The sequence below is a fragment of the Cupriavidus sp. AU9028 genome, assembly GCF_019795295.1.
Lineage (GTDB): Bacteria > Pseudomonadota > Gammaproteobacteria > Burkholderiales > Burkholderiaceae > Cupriavidus.
On record NZ_JAIMCG010000014.1, the window covers coordinates 1 to 18,862 of the forward strand.

General features: G+C 67.2%; 18 protein-coding genes and 1 rRNA gene. 13 read left to right on the plus strand and 6 right to left on the minus strand.

All coding sequences use genetic code 11. The annotated features are described in order from the left end of the window. The first annotated feature begins 154 nt into the window (after positions 1 to 154). From rrf to K6V06_RS15380, 5 genes are all read left to right on the plus strand, one after another. Positions 155 to 268: ribosomal RNA gene (rrf, locus tag K6V06_RS15360) — 5S ribosomal RNA — on the plus strand. 130 nt (positions 269 to 398) lie between these two features. Then, positions 399 to 761, plus strand: coding sequence for a GIY-YIG nuclease family protein (locus K6V06_RS15365; RefSeq protein ID WP_222244794.1), 363 nt, complete (start codon positions 399 to 401; stop codon positions 759 to 761). A 75-nt stretch (positions 762 to 836) separates the two neighbouring features. Further along, positions 837 to 2,303 (plus strand): DegQ family serine endoprotease, encoded by a 1,467-nt coding sequence (locus K6V06_RS15370; RefSeq protein ID WP_222244796.1) that lies wholly within the window; start codon positions 837 to 839, stop codon positions 2,301 to 2,303. A 307-nt stretch (positions 2,304 to 2,610) separates the two neighbouring features. After that, positions 2,611 to 2,928 carry a hypothetical protein gene (locus K6V06_RS15375; protein ID WP_222244798.1) on the plus strand — a complete coding sequence of 106 codons (318 nt, stop codon included), beginning with the start codon at positions 2,611 to 2,613 and terminating at the stop codon, positions 2,926 to 2,928. A 220-nt stretch (positions 2,929 to 3,148) separates the two neighbouring features. Then, entirely contained in the window at positions 3,149 to 4,027 is an 879-nt protein-coding gene (locus K6V06_RS15380; protein WP_222244800.1) for a phytanoyl-CoA dioxygenase family protein, read from the plus strand. On the opposite strand, the gene K6V06_RS15385 is transcribed toward K6V06_RS15380, so the two are convergent. The 4 genes from K6V06_RS15385 to K6V06_RS15400 form a co-directional block, all read right to left on the minus strand. Then, a complete protein-coding gene (locus tag K6V06_RS15385; protein WP_222244802.1) occupies positions 3,999 to 4,826 on the minus strand; it encodes an IclR family transcriptional regulator in 828 nt (275 codons plus the stop codon). The two genes, K6V06_RS15380 and K6V06_RS15385, sit on opposite strands and share 29 nt — an antisense overlap. A 127-nt stretch (positions 4,827 to 4,953) precedes the next feature. Continuing rightward, positions 4,954 to 6,435 carry an MFS transporter gene (locus K6V06_RS15390; RefSeq protein ID WP_222244968.1) on the minus strand — a complete coding sequence of 494 codons (1,482 nt, stop codon included), beginning with the start codon at positions 6,433 to 6,435 and terminating at the stop codon, positions 4,954 to 4,956. A gap of 253 nt (positions 6,436 to 6,688) precedes the next feature. Beyond that, on the minus strand, positions 6,689 to 6,949 hold the full coding sequence (locus K6V06_RS15395; RefSeq protein ID WP_222244804.1) for a hypothetical protein: 261 nt from the start codon (positions 6,947 to 6,949) through the stop codon (positions 6,689 to 6,691). A gap of 142 nt (positions 6,950 to 7,091) precedes the next feature. Next, entirely contained in the window at positions 7,092 to 7,661 is a 570-nt protein-coding gene (locus K6V06_RS15400; protein ID WP_222244806.1) for a YggT family protein, read from the minus strand. Positions 7,662 to 7,873: 212 nt separating this feature from the next. On the opposite strand from K6V06_RS15400, the gene K6V06_RS15405 reads away from it, so the two are divergent. From K6V06_RS15405 to K6V06_RS15415, 3 genes are all read left to right on the plus strand, one after another. Continuing rightward, positions 7,874 to 8,326 (plus strand): MarR family winged helix-turn-helix transcriptional regulator, encoded by a 453-nt coding sequence (locus K6V06_RS15405; RefSeq protein ID WP_222244808.1) that lies wholly within the window; start codon positions 7,874 to 7,876, stop codon positions 8,324 to 8,326. A gap of 199 nt (positions 8,327 to 8,525) precedes the next feature. Continuing rightward, positions 8,526 to 10,886 (plus strand): VTT domain-containing protein, encoded by a 2,361-nt coding sequence (locus K6V06_RS15410; RefSeq protein ID WP_222244810.1) that lies wholly within the window; start codon positions 8,526 to 8,528, stop codon positions 10,884 to 10,886. Further along, positions 10,883 to 11,773: an endonuclease/exonuclease/phosphatase family protein gene (locus tag K6V06_RS15415; protein ID WP_222244813.1), complete on the plus strand. Its 891-nt coding sequence runs from the start codon at positions 10,883 to 10,885 to the stop codon at positions 11,771 to 11,773. Before K6V06_RS15410 ends, K6V06_RS15415 begins: the two co-directional genes overlap by 4 nt. Before the next feature lie 49 nt (positions 11,774 to 11,822). Here the strand turns inward: K6V06_RS15415 and K6V06_RS15420 are convergent, their stop codons facing one another. Further along, entirely contained in the window at positions 11,823 to 12,830 is a 1,008-nt protein-coding gene (locus tag K6V06_RS15420; RefSeq protein ID WP_222244815.1) for a sigma-54-dependent Fis family transcriptional regulator, read from the minus strand. A 476-nt stretch (positions 12,831 to 13,306) separates the two neighbouring features. Here K6V06_RS15420 and K6V06_RS15425 point away from each other — a divergent pair, with 476 nt between their 5' ends. The 5 genes from K6V06_RS15425 to K6V06_RS15445 all read left to right on the plus strand — a co-directional run bounded on the left by K6V06_RS15425 (position 13,307) and on the right by K6V06_RS15445 (position 17,684). After that, entirely contained in the window at positions 13,307 to 14,716 is a 1,410-nt protein-coding gene (locus K6V06_RS15425) for a sigma-54 dependent transcriptional regulator (RefSeq protein WP_222244817.1), read from the plus strand. A gap of 281 nt (positions 14,717 to 14,997) precedes the next feature. Next, on the plus strand, positions 14,998 to 15,846 hold the full coding sequence (locus K6V06_RS15430; protein ID WP_255581876.1) for a sensor histidine kinase KdpD: 849 nt from the start codon (positions 14,998 to 15,000) through the stop codon (positions 15,844 to 15,846). 230 nt (positions 15,847 to 16,076) lie between these two features. After that, positions 16,077 to 16,484 (plus strand): hypothetical protein, encoded by a 408-nt coding sequence (locus K6V06_RS15435; RefSeq protein ID WP_222244978.1) that lies wholly within the window; start codon positions 16,077 to 16,079, stop codon positions 16,482 to 16,484. 92 nt (positions 16,485 to 16,576) lie between these two features. After that, positions 16,577 to 17,152 (plus strand): hypothetical protein, encoded by a 576-nt coding sequence (locus K6V06_RS15440; protein ID WP_222244819.1) that lies wholly within the window; start codon positions 16,577 to 16,579, stop codon positions 17,150 to 17,152. Between the two features lie 76 nt (positions 17,153 to 17,228). Continuing rightward, positions 17,229 to 17,684 carry a PRC-barrel domain-containing protein gene (locus tag K6V06_RS15445; protein ID WP_222244821.1) on the plus strand — a complete coding sequence of 152 codons (456 nt, stop codon included), beginning with the start codon at positions 17,229 to 17,231 and terminating at the stop codon, positions 17,682 to 17,684. Between the two features lie 52 nt (positions 17,685 to 17,736). Here K6V06_RS15445 and K6V06_RS15450 read toward each other — a convergent pair whose 3' ends face one another. Continuing rightward, a complete protein-coding gene (locus K6V06_RS15450) occupies positions 17,737 to 18,861 on the minus strand; it encodes a Ku protein (RefSeq protein ID WP_222244823.1) in 1,125 nt (374 codons plus the stop codon). Between the last annotated feature and the right edge of the window lies 1 nt (position 18,862).

The following is an 18,862-nucleotide window of genomic DNA, read 5'->3' on the forward strand; positions in this document are numbered from 1 at the left end:
CTAACCAGTACTAATTGCCCGTAAGGCTTGATCCTATAACCAGTGTGTTTGCCTGGTTGAGCTGCAAATGTGCCAACCGGTACAGCACAACCCACCTTGCTACATTCCAGATTCGCGCAGGACGTGCCTCGCACGGCCCGCGCAACCCCTTATGCCTGGTGACCATAGCAAGTCGGAACCACCCCTTCCCATCCCGAACAGGACCGTGAAACGACTTCGCGCCGATGATAGTGCGGACTACCCGTGTGAAAGTAGGTCATCGCCAGGCTCTTATTGAGAAACGCCCCAGATCCATCCGGTCTGGGGCGTTTTGCTTTGTGGCGCCAGCAAAAACGCACTGACTCGTGTAGCGCAACGTGCGCCATAATGCGCCAAACGTCGTCCGTAGTGCCCCTTGAATGCCCGACACCCGTGCCGCGCCTGCCAGCCAATGGTTTCTCTATCTGCTCGAATGCGCGGATGGCAGCGTCTATACGGGTATCACGACCGATGTCGAACGGCGCTTCGAGCAGCATCGGAACGGGATTGGCGCCCGGTACACGCGTTCGCGCACTCCCGTTGCGGTAATGGGCAGTCTGCCTTGTGCCGACCGCTCGGAGGCATCGCGTCTGGAGGCGGCGGTCAAGCGCTTGCGCGCCGAGAAGAAGCACGAACTCGTGCAGCGCATCCGGAGCAGCGAGCCTGCCGCCGTCCTTGCATGGCTTGCCGCGCCCCGCGGCAAGGGCCTCGGCGGTCCACCTGACTCGCCACTCGATCCTTAAGTCTGCGTTAAGTCTGGCTCCGTAGCATCTCCTCATCGCCCCTGCCGTGGGCGGCAGTCCAATCAGGAGATGCATATGATTCGCCAGTCCGTTGCCCGTACCGCCATCGCCATCGCCGCAGTGGGCGCGATGGCTGGTGGCTACCAGTACCTGCAGAAGGAAGCGGTAACCTCCAGCCATGCCGCGCCCGCACCGATCAGCGCGACGGCGCAGCCAGCCGGCGCCTATGCCGCGCCCATCGATTTTTCCGGGATTGTCGACCGCTACGGTTCGGCCGTGGTGAACATCAGCGTGACGGCGCGTCAGCAGCGCACGGCCGCGCAGCTGCCTCCCGGCATCGATCCGGACAACCCGATGTTCGAGTTCTTCAAGCGCTTCGGGCCGCAGTTCCAGGTTCCGCAACCCGACCGTCCGCAATTGCTGCGCGGTCTTGGTTCCGGCTTCATCGTCAGTTCGGATGGGCTGATCCTGACCAACGCGCACGTCGTCGACGGCGCGCAGGAAGTCGTCGTCAAGCTGACCGACCGCCGCGAGTTCAAGGCGAAGGTGCTGGGCACCGACAAGCAGACCGATGTCGCCGTGATCAAGATCGAGGCGAAGGACCTGCCGACCGTCCAGCTGGGTGACCCCTCGCGTATTCGCGTGGGGGAACCGGTGGTTGCCATTGGTTCGCCCTACGGTTTCGAAAACACGGTCACCGCCGGCATCGTCAGCGCCAAGTCCCGCTCGCTTCCCGACGATACCTATGTGCCGTTCATCCAGACCGATGTGGCAGTCAACCCCGGCAATTCCGGCGGCCCGCTGTTCAATCAGCGCGGGGAGGTGATCGGCATCAACTCGCAGATCTACAGCCAGACCGGTGGTTACCAGGGGCTGTCGTTTGCCATCCCGATCGACGTCGCGACGAAGGTGCAACAGCAGCTGGTCGCGCACGGCAAGGTCACGCGCGGGCGCCTCGGCGTCGGCGTGCAGGAAGTGAACCAGGCCCTGGCGCAGTCGTTCGGCCTGCCGCGGCCGGAGGGGGCGCTGGTGACCACGGTGGAGCCGGGCGGTCCCGCGGAAAAGGCCGGTCTGCAAGTCGGGGATGTCATCGTGCAGATCGGTGATCACAAGGTCGATCGCTCGGGAGAGCTCCCGGAACGGGTGGCCGACCTGAAGCCGGGCGAGAAGACGGCGCTGAAGGTCATCCGCAAGGGGGACGCCAAGACGCTGGCCGTGACGATCGGCTCGATGCAGGAGCAGGCGGTGGCCAGGAGCGAGGACGGCGCGCAGTCTGGCGGCAAGCTCGGTCTGGCCGTGCGCCCGTTGAGCCCGGCGGAGCAGCGCGAAGGCGGCCTGCAAGGTGGGCTGGTGGTCGAGGACGTGGGCGGCCCTGCGGCGCGGGTGGGTATCGAACCCGGGGACGTTATCCTGGCGATCAACGGCACCCCTGTGACGAGCGTGGAACAGCTGCGTTCCCTGACCGCAAAGGCCAGCAAGGACGTCGCGCTGCTCGTGCAGCGCGGCGATGCGCGACTGTTCGTGCCGATCGAACTCGGTTGAGCGGCCGCGGGCTGCTTCAACCACGCCGGAAGTATCACGTCGTGATATTTCCGCTCATGCGAGAGGCGGTAAACATGACTCCATCATCCGTTTGAATGAAGGCCGCGTATACGTCCGTTCGGCGCGTATACGTTACGTATACCTGAGCATGTATACGTATACCCGATCGCCCGGAAACCCTTGCTGCAAGCGGCTTTCCGGGCGACAACCGATACACGGAACGCGTTTCAGCGAGTATCATCACGACTGCAATGCAAGACGAAACACTGGTGTCTTCGTCCAGCAGACTCTGATCAAAGGGAAGTCTATGCAGTTGGATTTCACGCGTGCAGCGACGGGGATCGCAACCGACAGGATGCGACGTTCCACTGGCGCGTCGACGACAACGCGGCGACGCAAGAAGGTTCCGGTTACGTACTGGGAGCGCGGCTATCGCTCGCACTACTATCGCAACGAGCGCGGCGAGAAGCTGGGCGAAGTCCGCCTGTCCGAGCGCGGCGAAGTGCCGGTGGTCTATCGCTGGTCCGCCGGCAACTATTCGGGCGCGGAGGGTTCGCTCGCGCATGCACGCATGCGCGTCGAGGAGACGGTCGGCTTCGGCATGCGGCAGTTGCCGCTGTTCTGAGCCTCGCTTCTACCGCTACCCCGCCATCCCTTCCTCTTCCTTGCGCCGGCCGACCGGCGCATCGCGTCCGGGCCTGTTCTGCGCGCCGGCGCACCTTCTGGCATCATAGGCAGGCCGCTGTCGGTCACCACGGCGGTTGCCGCGACCCGGCCGCGATGCCGGCGTGGCACGACTCCACACCCTGTGTCTTCACGTCTGCCTCGCCGCGCTTCCAGTCGCCATGCCGACCTCATCCGACCCTGTTCCCTCCCAGCCTCTCGTCAACGCGCCGCACCCGCGGTCGAGCGCTGACGACCTGACGACGACGGCCGCCGCGGAAACGCTGCAGGCGCTGGCCGAGACGTTCCGCCGCGACGGCTACGTCGTCTTGCGAGGCTTTGCCCCCGAGAGCGTCTGTGCAGCGCTGGAGCAGGCTACGCGCGAGCAGCTCGCCGCAGCGGTCGCGCCGGTCGAGTACGAGGCGGAACTCGGATATCCGGGCGCGCCGAGCAGTCGCGACGCCGCCGGAGGCGCTACCATCCGGCGCCTGCGGCAAGCCTTCGACCGGGGCGAGGCCTTTCGCCAATGGGCGCAGGCGCCGGCGCTGGCCGCTGTCGTCGGTGCGCTGCTGGGCGAGCGGCCCCGGCTGACCCTCGCGCACCATAACTGCGTCATGACCAAGCATCCGGCCTATGGCAGCCAGACCGGCTGGCATCGCGATACGCGCTACTGGTCCTTCGAGCGTCCGGAACTGGTGACGGTGTGGCTGGCACTCGGCAACGAAGACGAGCGCAACGGCGGCCTGCGCGTCATTCCCGGTTCGCACGCAGTCGAGCTGCAGCCGGGTCAGCTGGATGCGGCGGAGTTCCTGGTGGAAGACCACCCGGCCAGCCGCCCCCTGCTCGAGGCGAGCCAGTCGCTGTCGCTGCAGCGGGCAGACGTGCTGTTCTTCGACAGCCGGCTGTTCCACAGCGCCGGGCAGAATCGCGGCACGGCTGTCAAACTGTCGGTTGCCTTTGCTTACCTCGGCGCAAGCAATCGGCCGGTGCCCGGCTCGCGCTCGGCCGCCTCGCCGGTGATCGACCTGCCGCTCAACTGCGCAGACCGACCAGCGAGCTGATTTTCTCCGATGCCGCCAGCAGCGGCGGCAGGAAGCGCTGGACCATCTCTTCCGCGCTGGTGCGGTTGGCCTGGCCGCTGATGTTCATCGCGGCAATGACCTGTCCCGAGCGATTGCGAATCGGCGCGGACAGCGACACCAGGCCCTCTTCCAGTTCCTGGTCGATCTGGGCCCAGCCCTGCTGGCGCACCTGCGCAACGATGGCCTTCAGTCGGTCGATATCGGTCACCGTGCGTCCGGTGCGCTGGCGAAGGTCGCTGGCCCGCAGTGTCCGGTCCAGTTCTTCGTCGGTCAAGCCTGCCAGCAACACCCTGCCCATCGAGGAGCAGTAGGCCGGCAGCCGGCTGCCGATGGAGAGGTTGATCGTCATGATCTTGCGGGCGGGTACCCGCAGCACATAGACGATCTCGGTCCCGTCCAGTACCGACACCGAGCAGCTCTCGTGCACCTCCTGCGACAGCGCCTCCATGATCGGCTCGGCCACGTTCCAGAAGGGCATCGAGGTCAGGTAGGCGAAGCCGAGGTCCAGGATCTTCGGTGTAAGCCGGAACAGCCTGCCCTCGGCCTGGACATAGCCCAGGCTGACGAGTGTCAGCAGGATGCGCCGCGCGCCGGCACGGGTAAGGCCGCTGGCTTGCGCGATCTCGGTCAGGGTCTGCGCCGGGCGGCTCGCATTGAAGGCGCGGATGACGGAGAGCCCACGGGCGAACGATTGCACATAGCTGTCGCTGGGCTTTTCCGCAGCGGGCGCGCGGTCGTCGCCGGAAGCGCTGGGATCGTTGGAAGCAGGGCTGGCCATCGTAATGGCGGCGGGACGCCGCATGCACACGGAAAGGCCGAAAGGGTAGTGGAATTGGCGCGGATTCGCCAGTATGGCGGGCCTTCAGGTGGAGAGGGCCGCCGGCGCCCGGTACCCGAAGTCCCGTCTACCGGAAGCTCTTCTGCACGGCGACGAACACCGCTACCAGCACGCAGACAAGCGCAAAGCCGTGCAGCAGGTCCATGCCGGCGAGCAGCGTGGCCTGGCGGTCCACCTCCTGCGACAGCTGCGCCAGCGTGCTGGCGGTGGAGCCGCCGGGCTGCTGCAGCATCGGCTCGAAACGGGTGATGTGTTCCACCAGATGGGTGCGATGCGTCGCCTGCCCTTGCTGCATCCAGATGCTGGCCAGGCCGGTGCCGAGCGCGGTGGCGATCTGCTTGCAGACGTTCTTGAACTGGTAGGCGTGCGGGAAGTCCTGGACCGGCAGATCGAGGTAGGTCATCGAGGCGACCTGGATCATCAGCAGCACGGGCGTCAGTCCTTCCAGCAGCACGACTGGAATCAGGGCGTAGTCGGGTGCGCCGGGAACCAGGCGCTGCGACAGCAGCATCGCGGCGCAGGCGTAGCACAACAGGCCGGCGACGATGACGCGGCGCTTGCGGAACACATGGCGTATCGACAGCGTCAGTACCACCGCGCCAATGGCGGCCACGGTGCCGCTGACGGACAGCAGCATGCTGGTGGTGCGGAAGGTCAACCCGAGGCCGCTCTGCGTCAGCGTCGGCATCAGGTAGGCCCAGATCGCGGACAGCAGGTAGTACAGCGTGTAGAAGCCCAGGCCATACAGGTAGCGGCGGCCGACCAGGCGCGAGAAGTCGATCCACGGATCGTCATGGCGGTGCAGCCGCCAGGCGCAGAAGGCCAGCAGCGCGACGCCCAGCGCCGCCATCAGCGGCATCTCGGGCGTGCTGAAGAAGCGCGTGTAACGCAGCTCCTGCAGCGTATGCAGCAGCACCAGGGCACCGCCGGCGCCGGCGGTCGCGGCCGGCCAGTCCAGCGTGGTGACGGGCGGCAGGGGATCGCGTGGACCGCGCCTGGGGTAGGTCAGCGCAACCGCGGCAATTACTGGCAGGGCAACCGCCGCCTGGAACAGGAAGACCGCGCGCCAGCCGATGTCGTCCAGGAAGATCCCGGTCAGCCATGGCGTGACGGCCAGCATGCCGAACGAACCCAGTCCGAAGCGCAGCAGCAGCGGGCCACGTTCGGGTGGCGCGGCAAGCAGCTGGACGAGGATTCGCGAGGCCGCGAACAGTCCGCCCGCGCCCAGGCCTTCCACGGTCTTGCCGACGATCAGGCCAGCCGGGCTGCCCGCTTCCGCGCACAGCAGGGCGCCGAGGGCGAAGACCGCGAGCGACAGCAACGTGAAGCGCTTGTAGGTGATCCGCCGTGCGATCTGGTCCAGCAGCATGTTCATCAGCACTGCCGCGGCGGCATAGGCGCTGACCGCATACAGATAGTCGGTCGGCGTGGCGCTGACCCCGCCCTGGATATGCTGGCTGGCGACCGCCATCATCAGCGAGGCGGAGAAGTCCAGCCCGGTCACCAGCCCCAGCGTCAGGCCAAACGCAGACAGCCGCAGCGGTCCCATCTCGGGATGCGAAGCGAGTCCCGGCGGCCGTGCCGCGGCGGACGGGTTGGCAGTGGAGCCGGGCTGGGAAGCGGAGGGACTTTGCGACATGGGCGCAGCATACCGGCCCTCCTGCAACGGAAAAACCGCCTGCAGTGGATACACCGTGCATCGGCCCGAACAATGGCGGCCCCGGCGTCCCGGCCCGGCGTTCCGGCAACAAAAAAGCCGGCGATGAACGCCGGCCTTCTTGTGCTGCGAGGGATCGAGCCGCTCAGGCGCCCTGGCCGAATGCGTCGCGGCGGTCGGCCACGTGCGCACCCTCGGTGAAGGTATCGCGCTTGCCGAAGGCACCATCGGTGTACGGGTCGGCCGACTTCACGGCGCCGTCGGTATAGGGATCGGCCTTGCCGACATGTGCCACGCTGCCGTCCGCATCCAGCGTCAGGGCGTGGGCGGGCAGCGCCGACACGGCCAGTCCGCTGGCGCAAAGCAGGGCGAAAACGAGGCGGCGGGATTGTGCAAGAGTCTTCATGGTTTTTTTCCTTTGATGAATGCCGCGTGCTTGTCAGCACACGGAACGACTCTATGCCTCCGCGGCGAAGGAAAAAAGAGGCCTGCGATCAACACAGTGTTCACGGCCTCGCACAATCACGCTGCCCCTTCGCGCAGCAGGGTTACAGCAGATGGCGGAAGCCGAATACGTTGGCACTGATGCCGGCCAGGACCATCAGCAGGATCTGGGCAATGATGAAGAGCACCAGCGGCGACAGGTCGAAGCCGCCGAGCCGGGGCATGATGCGGCGGATGGGGTCGAGCAGCGGGTCGGTCAGTTGCTGGATCACCGGCGTGACCGGCGAATGCGGATTGACCCACGACAGGATGGCCATCAGCAGCGTGACCCACATGATCAGGCTGATTCCCCATTTGACGACGTTGAGCACGGCGATCGCGAGAATGGCCGGCAGCAGTTCGAGCGGCATGCCGCCGGTCACCGCCAGTACCGCGGCGAGAAACACCACGGCCGTCAGCCATGCGGCCACTACCGTGGCCCAGTCGATGCCGCCGACGCCCGGAATGATCCGCCGCAGCGGGCGAACCAGCCAGTCGGTGACCTGAAACACCGCATGCGATACCGGGTTGCGGGCGGGCAGCCGGACCTGTTGCATCCACAGGCGCAGCAGCAGCGCCATGCCGAAGAGGGTAAAGACGGTGTCGAGCAGAAAGATCGCGATTTCCGTAAGCATCGGTTCCAGTATCCGTGGTCGGTGAGCGCAGGTGTCTGCGGACGCACAGATTCTGCCACACCGGCAAGGCCCGACATAAGCGAGACTCTGTTGTCTGCCCATCTTTGCTGCGTGATAGTGTCACGGCCCGACATGGCGGGCTCATATAATGTGCGGCAACAGCCAGTTCTCCCGGTCTCGGCCCGACCGTCATCCGCCCTTGCGATCCTGCCATGGCCCGTTCCTCTTCTACTACCCGCGCCCAGCTGGAAAAGCAGGACTTCGAGGCGCTGTCCGATTTCCGTTACCAGCTGCGCCGTTTCCTGCGGTTCTCGGAGGATGCCGCCCGCCAGGAGGGCATCACGGCGCAGCAATACCTGCTGCTGCTGCATATTCGCGGCTTCCCTGGCCGTGACTGGGCTTCGATCGGAGAGCTGGCCGAGCGGCTGCAGGCGCGGCAGCACGGCGTGGTGGCGCTGGTGAACCGCTGCGAGGCAGCTGGCCTGGTGCGCCGCCGCGTCAATCCGGATGACCGACGCGTGGTGCAGGTGCACCTGCTGGCCAAGGGCGAGCGGTGCCTGAACCGTTTGGCGATGCTGCATCGTACCGAGCTGGAGTCCCTGCGCGACACCTTCCGCATCGCGCGGCTGACGGCCTTCAACGACGAGGGCCTGGGCCGCCAGTGAGCGGCTGACGACGGACCGTGTAGGCGAATTCCGACGCAGGCCGGCGAAGGCCTGCGGACGGCAGCCGCGCCGCGCGCTTGCGATACTTCTGAGGATGCGCCCCAACGCGCGTGCTCTGCAGCGCGTTCCCTTGACCGGCGTTCGGCACGCGCCCTGCGCTGCCCCGCCGGCGGGCGTCCCAGGATCCACGATCGCCAACATGAACGCCGAAACCGTCCCTCGAGACGCACACCTCCCGTCTTCGCCCGAGCCGGCCGCCGCGGCAGTGCCCGGCGGCGCGGCTGCGCGGCCTGCCGGCGAGGCGGCATTGCCCGGTGGGCAACGCCTGCTGCAGCCGGGACGAAACTGCTGGCGCGTCGAGCGAGCGTCGCGCTTCGGCATGCTGGTCGATGGCGACAACTATTTTCGCGCGCTGAGGAAGTCGCTGATCGAGGCGCAGCACACCGTGTTCATCCTCGGCTGGGATATCGACAGCCGCTGCCGGCTGGTGCCCGGCGGAGCCAACGACGGCTTTCCCGCCGGCCTGCGCGATTTTCTCGATGCGCTGGTGCGCCGCAGGCGCCGGTTGCGCATCTACGTGCTGAGCTGGGATTTCGCCATGGTGTATGCCATGGAGCGGGAATGGTTGCCCGCGGTCAAGCTCGACTGGCGCACGCATCGCCGCCTGTCGTTCCGGCTCGACGGCAAGCATCCGGTCAGCGCGTCGCATCATCAGAAGCTGGTGGTGATCGATCACGCGGTCGCCTATACCGGCGGGCTGGACCTGACCCGCTGTCGCTGGGACACCTGCAGTCATGCCCATGACGAGCCGCTGCGCGTGGATCCGGACGGCAAGCCGTACGGCGCGTTCCACGACGTGCAGGCGGTGATCGAGGGCGACGCCGCGCGTGCGCTGGGCGAACTCGCGGCGCAGCGCTGGCGGCGCGCCACGGGCCGGCCGCCGCGCACACCGCGCCAGCCGTATGCCGTCTCCCCGCGCCTGTGGCCGGAAGGCGTCGAGCCCGAACTGACCGATATCGACGTGGGCATCGCCCGGACCGCGCCTGCCTACGACGGCGAGCCCGGCGTGGGCGAAATCCGCGCGCTGCATCTGGACGCGATCGCCTCGGCTCGCCACACGCTGTATCTGGAGAACCAGTACTTCAGTTCAGGGCTGATCGCCGAAGCGCTGGCGCAGCGGTTGCCCGAAGAGGACGGACCTGAAGTCGTGCTCGTTTCGCGCCGCAGCGAAAGCGGCTGGCTGGAAGAGCACAGCATGGGCATCCTGCGGGCGCGAGCGCATCGCAAGCTGCGCGCGGTAGACGAGCACCACCGCTACCGTCTCTACTATCCGCATGTTCCCGCCGTCCCGGTCGACGGCGCCACGCAGGAGCAGGCCGACGCCGTGGCACGGCAGGGCATCAATGTCCATAGCAAGGTGATGATCGTCGACGACAGCCTCATCACCATCGGTTCGGCGAATCTGAACAATCGCTCGATGGGCCTGGACACCGAATGCAATGTGGTGATCGAGTCCGGCGGCGATCCGCGCATTGCCCAGGCGATTCGGCGGATGCGGGCGCGCCTGGTCGGCGAGCATCTGGGGGTGGAGCCGGCTGAGCTGGAGCAGGCCCACGCCGCCGGCGAGCCGCTGCACACGACCATCGCCCGTCTGCATACCTCCGGCGGCCGGACGCTGGAAGCGTTCGACCCCCCGCTGCCGAAGGACCTGGATGCCGCACTGCCGGACGCGCGTCTCATCGACCCGATCGAGCCGATCGACCCGGACGGGCTGGTCGATGATTTCCTGACGCACGAGGACCGCCCGCGGGTGGTCAGCCGCATGACGCTGCTGATCGCCCTGCTGGCCACGTTTGCCGCGCTGGCGGCGGCGTGGCGCTATACGCCACTGGCCGAATGGGCCGACTTCCGGCGCGTGCTCGGGCTGGTCGAGCGGATCGAGCAGATGCCGCTGGCGCCGCTGGCGGTGATCGCCGGCTTTGTCGGCGCGGGGTTGCTGATGGTGCCGGTCACGCTGCTGATCGTCGTTACCGTGGTGGTGTTCGGGCCGGTGCGCGGGGCGCTGTTCGCGCTGTGCGGGGTGGCGCTGAGCGCCGCGGTCGGCTACGGCATCGGGCGGTTCGCCGGACGGGACGCGGTGCGGCGCTATGGCGGCAAGCGGCTCAATGCCCTGAGCCAGCAGGTCGGACAGCACGGTCTGCTGGCGATGATCGTGCTGCGCCTGGTGCCCGTGGCGCCTTTCACGCTGGTCAACCTGGTGGTCGGCGCATCGCGCATCAGCTTCCGGGACTGCATGCTCGGCACGCTGATCGGCATGACACCCGGTATCGTCATCGGCGCGTCGCTGGTGGACCGGATCGCCGCGGTGGCCCGCAATCCCAATCCCGTCACCATCGCCCTGCTGGTGCTGGTGCTGCTCGTGCCTGCCGCGGTGCTGTGGCTGCTGCGCCGGCGGCGGCGTGCCACCGCTGCGAAGTCCGGGGCGGCGCCCGGCGAAAACAAACAAGCTCCGGTGCCGGACGGCGAACCAGGCCGCGCCAGCACCGGTGGACGCGCATGACGACGACGTTGCCTCCTTCCCGAAACGGCCCCCCTTCCACGCTGGCGACCGCCGACGCGCCCGAGATCGAGGCGAACGACACGCTCCAGCCGGCGACCCTGCCCATCGGCGAACTCCCGGAGCCGCCACGCACCGCTCCGCCGCCCGCTGCCCATGCGGGCATCGTGGTGGCCAGCTACAACATCCACGGCGGCATCGGCGTCGATGGCCGCTTCCTGCCCAAGCGTATCGCGCGTGTGCTGGCCGAGCTGGATGCCGATATCGTCGCGCTGCAGGAGGTCGAGTCGCGTACGACCGGCTTCGACATGCTCGGCTATCTGCGCGATGCGACCGGGTATCACGCCATCCCTGGCCCGACGCTGATTCGTCCGGACGGGGAATACGGCAATGCGCTGCTGACCCGCTTCCCGCCGTCCCGGGTGCGCCAGATCGACCTGAGCGTGGACAGTCATGAGCCCCGGGGTGCCATCGACGCGACGCTCAGCTGCCGGCTGGGCCGGGAACCCGTGCCACTGCGCGTGATTGCCACGCACCTGGGACTGTGGCCCGGGGAGCGGCGCATTCAGGTGCGGCGCCTGCTGACGTCGCTGGCCGAGCAGCGGGGCCTGGGCACCGTACTGCTGGGCGACGTCAACGAATGGTTCCTGTGGGGAAGGCCGCTGCGCTGGCTGCACGCCTATTTCGAGGGTGCGCCGCACGTGGCGACATTCCCTTCCCGCCTGCCGCTATTCGCGCTGGACCGGATCTGGAGTTCGCCGCGGGCATTGCTGGCCTCGATTCGCCGGCACGAGAGTCCGCTGGCGCGTCTTGCTTCCGACCATCTGCCGCTGGTCGCCGCGCTCTCGCTGGACGAGACCCATCTTCCGCCGGCGCAGAACTGGCCCTGAGCCGGCGCTGAGCCGGCCCCGAGCCCCTGCGTCGGGTCCGGGTCCCGGTTCAGCCGTCCCGGTAGGCGTCCAGGCGGTTGTACAGCGTCTTGAGGCTGATGCCCAGCGCGTGGGCGGCCCGACGCTTGTCGCCGTCGAAGCGCGCCAGCGTGGCGAGGATCAGGCCGCGCTGCGCATCGGCCAGCGTGGTGCCGATGCGCACGTTCAGAACGCCGTCGGCAGCGGTCGGCAGCGGCGGCTGCGAGGCGATATTGGGATTGGGTAGCTCGATGACGCGGTCGGCGAGGATGAAGGCGCGATAGACGGTATTGCGCAGCTCCCGCACATTGCCGGGCCAGCCGTACTGGCACAGCCGGTCCAGCGCACTGGCCGAGAACACCTTGTCGGTGCCTTCGGCCGCGTTCAGCTCGGAAAGGAAATGCCGCGCGAGGGGCACGATGTCCTCCTTGCGCTCGCGCAGCGGCGGGATATGCAGGGGCACCACCGCCAGCCGGTACAGCAGATCCTCGCGCAGCACGCCGCTGCGCACCGCTTCCAGCGGATCGCGGTTGGTCGCGGAAACGATGCGCACGTCGCATACCACCTGCTGGTCCCCGCCCACCCGGTGGAAGGTCCGGGTCTCAAGCACCCGCAGCAGCTTGATCTGCATGTCCGCTGCCATCTCGGTGACTTCGTCGAGAAACAGGGTCCCGCCATGGGCCTGCTCGAAGTAGCCGGCCTTCTGCTGGACGGCGCCCGTGAAGCCGCCCTTCTCGTGGCCGAACAGTTCGGATTCGATCAGCGTGGGCGTGATGGCGCCGCAATTGACGGCGATGAAGGGCTTGTCGCGACGGTTGCTGCGCTCGTGGATGGCGCGCGCCACCAGTTCCTTGCCGGTGCCGCTCTCGCCGACGGCCAGCATGGCAACGTCGGTGGCGGCAACCCGTGGAATCTGCTCGAGCAGCCGCCGCATGGCAGGCGAAGTACTTTGCCATAGCAAGGCAAAATCGTCCCGCGCGGGCTCACGATGGCGGGGGCGCAGCGTGTCGGGCAATTCTTGTGTTGTGCTGGTCGACATGAAGCGTTGGCAGGGCGGCAGGCGCAGTTGATTGAAAATCCGTCAGGACCGGTTCGGGGATTCCGCCGCTCCGTCTGGAGGCCGGCGATCGATAGTCCGACAGGCGGGGCGGGCCATCGGGACTCGCTGCCGGACTGCGCCGGGGAGTTGGGACGGTACCCGCCGACGTACCCGCCGATGGGGCGGGGGCGGCGGTCTTCCTGGGCCGGCCATGGCGTCCCCACGGCAGCGGAAGGCTTGCAGGAAAACGCCCCGCACCGCAATGCTAGCGCCTGCCTGCGGCGTCCACCACTGCTTTTTGTCCGACAACGAAGTCGGCGATGTCAGACGGACACTGGTATGGTGTGGGTACGCCGTTGCATAGAATGTGGTGTGTTCAGGCACCGACGCGGTGCCTCCGGGCCTTGCACCTTCCCTTGCGGCCCTGCCTTATTCCACCATCCCGGCCGCTCCCCGGCCGGCGTCACTTCAAGCCTATGCCTCACATCCTGATCGTCGATGACGACGAGAATACCTGTGCAGCACTGGCCGAGATTGCCGCGGCGGAGGGCTTCACGGCCGCCACTGCTGGAGATCTGCGCGAAGCCTGCCTCCAGATCGGCTGGCAGATGCCGGATGCGGTACTGGCTGACCTCAAGCTGCCCGACGGCGACGGCAAGGACCTGTTCAAGGAGGTCGGCTCGGCCGGCGTCGACATCATCCTGATGACCGGCTATGCCAGCGTGGAGAGCGCCGTCGACGCGCTGCGCCTGGGCGCCACCGATTATCTGGTCAAGCCCATCAATGTCGCGCGCCTGCAGACCGTGCTCAAGCGCATTGCCACGACGGGGGACCTCAAGGCCGAGGTCCGGTCGCTGCGCGGCGAACTGCGTCGCTACGGGCGTTTCGGCCGGCTGCTGGGCAGCTCGGAAGCCATGCAGGCGGTCTATGACCAGATCGGCAAGGTCGCGCCGACCGAGGCGACGGTGCTGCTGGTCGGCGAAAGCGGTACCGGCAAGGAACTGGCGGCGCAAACGGTGCACGAGTTGTCGCCGCGCCGGCGGCAGCCCTTCCTCGCCGTCAACTGCGGTGCGATTTCCCCCAACCTGATCGAATCGGAAATGTTCGGTCACGAGCGCGGCAGTTTCACCGGGGCCGAACGGCAGCACAAGGGCTATTTCGAACGCGCGGCCGGCGGTACGCTCTTTCTCGATGAAATCACCGAGATGCCGATCGAGCTGCAGGTCAAGCTGCTGCGGGTGCTCGAAGCCGGCACCTTCATGCGGGTGGGCACCAACCGGGAGCTGCGGGCCGACGTGCGCGTGGTGGCGGCGACCAACCGCAATCCCGAGGAGGCGGTGGCCGAGGGCAAGCTGCGCGCCGACCTGTATCACCGGCTCAATGTCTTTCCGATCGAGCTGCCTCCCCTGCGCGGCCGCGGCGAGGATGTGGTGCAGCTGGCCAACGCGTTCCTGGACCAGCTCAATGCGGAGCACGGCACGCAGCGTCACTTCGGCCCTGAGGTGCAGGCCAACCTGCGGCTGCATTCCTGGCCAGGCAACGTGCGGGAGTTGCGCAATTTCGTCCAGCGCGCCTTCATCATGGCCGAAGGCGACCTGATAGCCGAATCGCCGGTACCGCTGCAGGCCGCGGCTTCCCAGGTCCCCGCGACGGCCATCGTGACGGTGCCGGTTGGCATGTCCCTGGCCGACGCGGACCGCGAGTTGATCTTCGCCACGCTCGAGCAATGCGCCGGGGTGAAGAAACATGCGGCGGAAATTCTTGGTATCAGTTTGAAAACCCTTTACAACCGGCTCGAAGAGTACGCAGCGGGTGGCAAGCTGCCGGACTGGTTCAAGGGCGGTAATGGCAATGCCGCCCATGAGCGGCCGCCCGCGGCGAACTGAGCCGCCGATCGCATCATTGGAAGCGCCTCCGGCCACCGTGCAAGGCTTCACCGCCGTGCCCGTGGCCGTCTCGATAACAACACAAAACAATAGACCGGCACGTGAAGCGCGCCCCCCGTTCGTCCCCGATCCAGCCGACTGCGCTGCAGGGCATGGCAGCCCGGGGCACGCCGCTTTCCGCCCGCTCCGGCGTCGGGAAGCGGCTGGCCCAAGGTATGCTTGGCCTCGGCATCTGGCCATGATCGCCGGCCCAAAGACGCTCTTCGACCGGTAGTTCCGTTATGTTCAAGCAACCCTTTCCCTACGCCCGTGCAGACAGCACCCAGGGCGCCGAGCATTCGGGCGGTGCCCTTGCCGCCGCCATTGAGGAATCTGAAGCCGACGTCGACACGGCGACGGAAGTGGTCGCGCTGATCGATCAGATCTCGCACGACCTGCGCTCGGCGCTCAATGGCGTGCAAAGCTGGGCATACGTCCTCGATCAATCGCTGGATACGCCTCCGGCGCCGGCGCAGCGCGCGCTGTCGGGCCTGCGTACCGCGATGCAGCAGCAGGTCGTGCTGATCCAGCATCTGGAAGAATCGGTGCGGCTGCTGGCCGATGACAGCAAGCCGCAATGGCAGCCGGTCAACCTGGCCGCCACGCTGGCCGAGGCAATCGAGTCGGTTCGTCCGCTCGCCCAGGCGCGCCGGGTCGAACTCGCCGAGGTCATCGATCGCGACCCTGGCGGCTCCTCGAACCTGGTGATCCAGGCCGATCCGCGCCGGCTGGAGCCGATGCTGCGGCATCTGCTGCTGCATTGCCTCAAGCAGGTACGCACCGGCGATACCATCGTCGCGCACTTGCTCGCCTCGGCCGAAGAGGTCAAGTTGCGTATCACCGAAAGCCGGGCCAGCACCGAGCGGGTGCGCGAGCGCTTGCACGCGCTGACCGGTTTTTTCCGTCGGGAGCCGGCAAGCGGTGGCTCGCAGCCGCGTCAGAGTTCGGCATTGCTGCTTACCCGGCGCCTGAGCGAGTTGCACGGCGCGGCCCTCGTTGCAGAAGACGACTGCCCGGACCTGGCTGGCGCAGAGCAGGCAAGCGCGTGCATCAGTATCGTGTTTCCCCGCAATCCGGCCGACGACGCCTGACTGCATCGCGAACTTGACGCGCGCGAGGTAATTTTTACCAGTGGGCCGGCGGCTGCCCGCGCGCGCCATTCTCCCCCTGTCCTCTCGCGTCCCCCACTTCCCCGCCAAGCCGCCGTCCATTTGGCCGCCGGCCGGTGATTCGCGCAGGCAAGCGCCCTGCGATTCCTCTTCCCTGTGGCTGGCCCGTGGCTTGCATCACCGCAGGCATCCTGTTCAACCGGGAGCCCACGATGCAGAAGGGTAAATCAGGCGGTTCGTCCGCAGGCGCGGCAGCGGCGGACGACAAGGCGACCAAGGCGAGCCAGACCGGCGGCCAGAAGGGCAGCCAGACGCCCAGCAAGGAAGCCAGCAAGAAAGCCAGCAAGACCGACAACGAGGCCGGCATTGGTGGCGACGACCAGCGCGCGACCACGTATCAGCAGGCGGTGGACGAGTCCGTCGACATGACGTTTCCCGCCAGCGACCCGATTTCCCCGAGCGCGGCCATGCATGCCGAGAAGGAAACCAGCACCGCGGTGGACGACACCGACTGGGAGCTGGAGCCGGGCAGTGCGCATTCGCCCACCGGACCCGCGGACGCCAAGCAGGACAAGAAGGGTGGCGCCGGTGCCAAGGGGGCCAAATCCGGCAAGAAGTAGCTCGCACAGCCGGGGCTGCGCCACTGCCCACGCTTCCCATCGCTCCCTGCTTCGCGGGACGCCAACACGTCAAACCGATCGAAGGAGTCAGCATGTCACTGATCATCGCCGGACGCTTTGATACCTTTCCCCAGGCCGAAGCCGCCGCCAGCCAGCTGTTCTCGCGCGGGTTCGCCGAGGACGATGTCACGTTGTTCTTCGTCAATCCTCCGGGCCAGCATGGGAGCTTTCCCATCGGTGGCGATGTGGCGGCCGATCATGGCGCCCACAAGTCCGGCGGCGGAGCGGGGCGAGGCATCGTGATCGGCGCGATCGGCGGCGCGGTGGTCGGTGCCGTCGCGGTCGCGATGATGCAGGCCTCGGTGTTGGTACTGGCGCTGGCCACCGGCCTGGGCGCCTATCTGGGCTCGCTGGTAGGCGCGCTTGCCATGACCCGCGATCCCGAGCGGGTCCCGTCGGCCCCGGCGAACCGCGAGCAGGTCAAGGCCGAGCGTGACGCCGGTGTGCTGCTTGCCGTCCACGTCGACGCGCAGACGCGCGAGGTCGCCGCGGAAGTGCTGCGGGCGGCCGGGGCCAAGGATGTCGAACGGGCGCACGGGCGATGGAGCGAGGGCCGCTGGGTCGATTTCGACCCGCTGACGCCCCCGGTCCCGGCAAGCCGCCCCTGAATTGCGTTGCAACACGTTGCGCGGTGGCTTCGCCCCGCGATCATGCAGTCCCCGCTTTCGGAAGGAGGAAGTCCAGATGAACCCAATCGACAATCCCCAGGGCCGTGCGCCGAGCGGCGCTGCCATCGTCGGCGATCTCGACGGTCATTCGGAGGGGCCGGGCCCCTTCGTGATGGCTGCCGACACGCTGGAGGGCAATCCCGTCATCGGCCCGGGCGGCGAGGATCTCGGCACCATCGACCACATCATGCTGGACGTGCAGGGAGGCCGGGTGGCTTACGCCGTGCTGTCGTTCGGCGGCTTCCTTGGGATCGGCGAGAAGCTGTTCGCTGTCCCGTGGTCGGCGCTGACGCTGGACACGCGGCGCAAGTGTTTCGTGCTCGGCGTGGACAAGGAGAAGCTGAAGGCAGCGCCGGGCTTCGACAAGGATCACTGGCCCGCGATGGCCGACCCGCAATGGGCGACCAGCATTCATCAGTATTACGGGGCCTCGCCGTACTGGAAGGAAGAGTCTTACGATCCGTGGGCTTGATGGTCTTGGCCGCGCTCAAGGCCTCTTTCCCCCGCACCCGCCGTGGCTGACGTCAGGCAGCCTTGCGGGCCGGCCGCGAAGCGGTCTTGCGGGCAGGAGACTTTGCCGCGGTCGAGCGCTTCGACCCGGATGAGGCGCGTTTGGCGCTTGCCGACTTCGTAGCCGATCCGCCAGCGGCTTTCGCCGCCGTCTTGCGCGCGCTCTTTGCCGCCGGCTTCTTCGCGGAGCCGGCCTTGCCCGGCGACGAAGAGCGGCTGGCTGTCTTCCTGCCCGTGCTCTTGCGGGCCGGCGTTTCGTCGTCGGCTGCCTCGCTGCCGCTGTCCGCGGCGTCCTCCCGCTCGTCCTGGTCGTCCCGCTCGCTCGCCGGGCTCTTGCCGCCCCTGCGCTTGATGCTCTCGCGCAGCAGCGACATCATGTCGATCACCTCGGCAGTGCGGCGCGGTTCGGCGGCGTCCGGATCGGCGGGCGTCAGCAGATGGGTCTGGCCGGCGGCGATCTTCTGCTCGATGCGCTTCATCAGGTCTTCCCGATAGGTGTCGTGATACGCCTCGGGAGACCAGTCTTCCTGCATGTCCTCGACCAGCTTCATCGCCATGTCGACCTCGCGCGGGCTGACGGCATTGCGCTTGCTGGTGCTGTCCGGCAGGTTCAGCTCGTCCATCGGCAGCACTTCCTCCGCCCAGCGCATGGTGTTCAGCACCAGGGCATCGCCCGTTACCAGTACCGCTGCCAGATGCTGCCGATTGTGGATGACGACCAGTGACAGCGCGGCGCGTCCGGTGCGGCGCAGCGTCTCGCGCAGCAACGCATAGCCCTTCTCCCCGCGCCGGTCCGGCTCCAGGTAATAGGGCGTCTCGAAGTAATAGGGCGGAATGCGCTCGGCCTCGACGAAGCTGACGATGTCCACCGTCTGTGTCGCTTCGACATTGGCCTGGCGGAAGTCCTCGTCGGACATCAGCACGTACTCGCCTTTCTCGTACTGATAGCCCTTGACGATGTTGTCCTTGTCGATGACCTTGCCGGTGCGCTTGTTGATCCGCTGGTAGCCAACCGGCGCCATGTCGCGTTCGTCCAGCCAGTCGAAGTCCAGCGCGTTGTCGCGTGCGGCGGCCTTGAGCACGACCGGGATATTGACGAGGCCGAAGGAGATGGCGCCTTTCCAGATGGTGCGGGGCACG

Bases quoted from the DNA above. Each gene is read 5' to 3' on its own strand.
- K6V06_RS15405 (WP_222244808.1), top strand. From the start codon at position 7,874: ATGGCCCGTTCCTCTTCTACTACCCGCGCCCAGCTGGAAAAGCAGGAC.
- K6V06_RS15395 (WP_222244804.1), bottom strand. From the start codon at position 6,949: ATGAAGACTCTTGCACAATCCCGCCGCCTCGTTTTCGCCCTGCTTTGC.
- K6V06_RS15400 (WP_222244806.1), bottom strand. From the start codon at position 7,661: ATGCTTACGGAAATCGCGATCTTTCTGCTCGACACCGTCTTTACCCTC.
- K6V06_RS15385 (WP_222244802.1), bottom strand. From the start codon at position 4,826: ATGGCCAGCCCTGCTTCCAACGATCCCAGCGCTTCCGGCGACGACCGC.
- K6V06_RS15430 (WP_255581876.1), top strand. From the start codon at position 14,998: ATGTTCAAGCAACCCTTTCCCTACGCCCGTGCAGACAGCACCCAGGGC.
- K6V06_RS15440 (WP_222244819.1), top strand. From the start codon at position 16,577: ATGTCACTGATCATCGCCGGACGCTTTGATACCTTTCCCCAGGCCGAA.
- K6V06_RS15365 (WP_222244794.1), top strand. From the start codon at position 399: ATGCCCGACACCCGTGCCGCGCCTGCCAGCCAATGGTTTCTCTATCTG.
- K6V06_RS15370 (WP_222244796.1), top strand. From the start codon at position 837: ATGATTCGCCAGTCCGTTGCCCGTACCGCCATCGCCATCGCCGCAGTG.
- K6V06_RS15435 (WP_222244978.1), top strand. From the start codon at position 16,077: ATGCAGAAGGGTAAATCAGGCGGTTCGTCCGCAGGCGCGGCAGCGGCG.
- K6V06_RS15415 (WP_222244813.1), top strand. From the start codon at position 10,883: ATGACGACGACGTTGCCTCCTTCCCGAAACGGCCCCCCTTCCACGCTG.
- K6V06_RS15445 (WP_222244821.1), top strand. From the start codon at position 17,229: ATGAACCCAATCGACAATCCCCAGGGCCGTGCGCCGAGCGGCGCTGCC.
- K6V06_RS15390 (WP_222244968.1), bottom strand. From the start codon at position 6,435: ATGGGACCGCTGCGGCTGTCTGCGTTTGGCCTGACGCTGGGGCTGGTG.
- K6V06_RS15380 (WP_222244800.1), top strand. From the start codon at position 3,149: ATGCCGACCTCATCCGACCCTGTTCCCTCCCAGCCTCTCGTCAACGCG.
- K6V06_RS15410 (WP_222244810.1), top strand. From the start codon at position 8,526: ATGAACGCCGAAACCGTCCCTCGAGACGCACACCTCCCGTCTTCGCCC.
- K6V06_RS15420 (WP_222244815.1), bottom strand. From the start codon at position 12,830: ATGTCGACCAGCACAACACAAGAATTGCCCGACACGCTGCGCCCCCGC.
- K6V06_RS15425 (WP_222244817.1), top strand. From the start codon at position 13,307: ATGCCTCACATCCTGATCGTCGATGACGACGAGAATACCTGTGCAGCA.
- K6V06_RS15375 (WP_222244798.1), top strand. From the start codon at position 2,611: ATGCAGTTGGATTTCACGCGTGCAGCGACGGGGATCGCAACCGACAGG.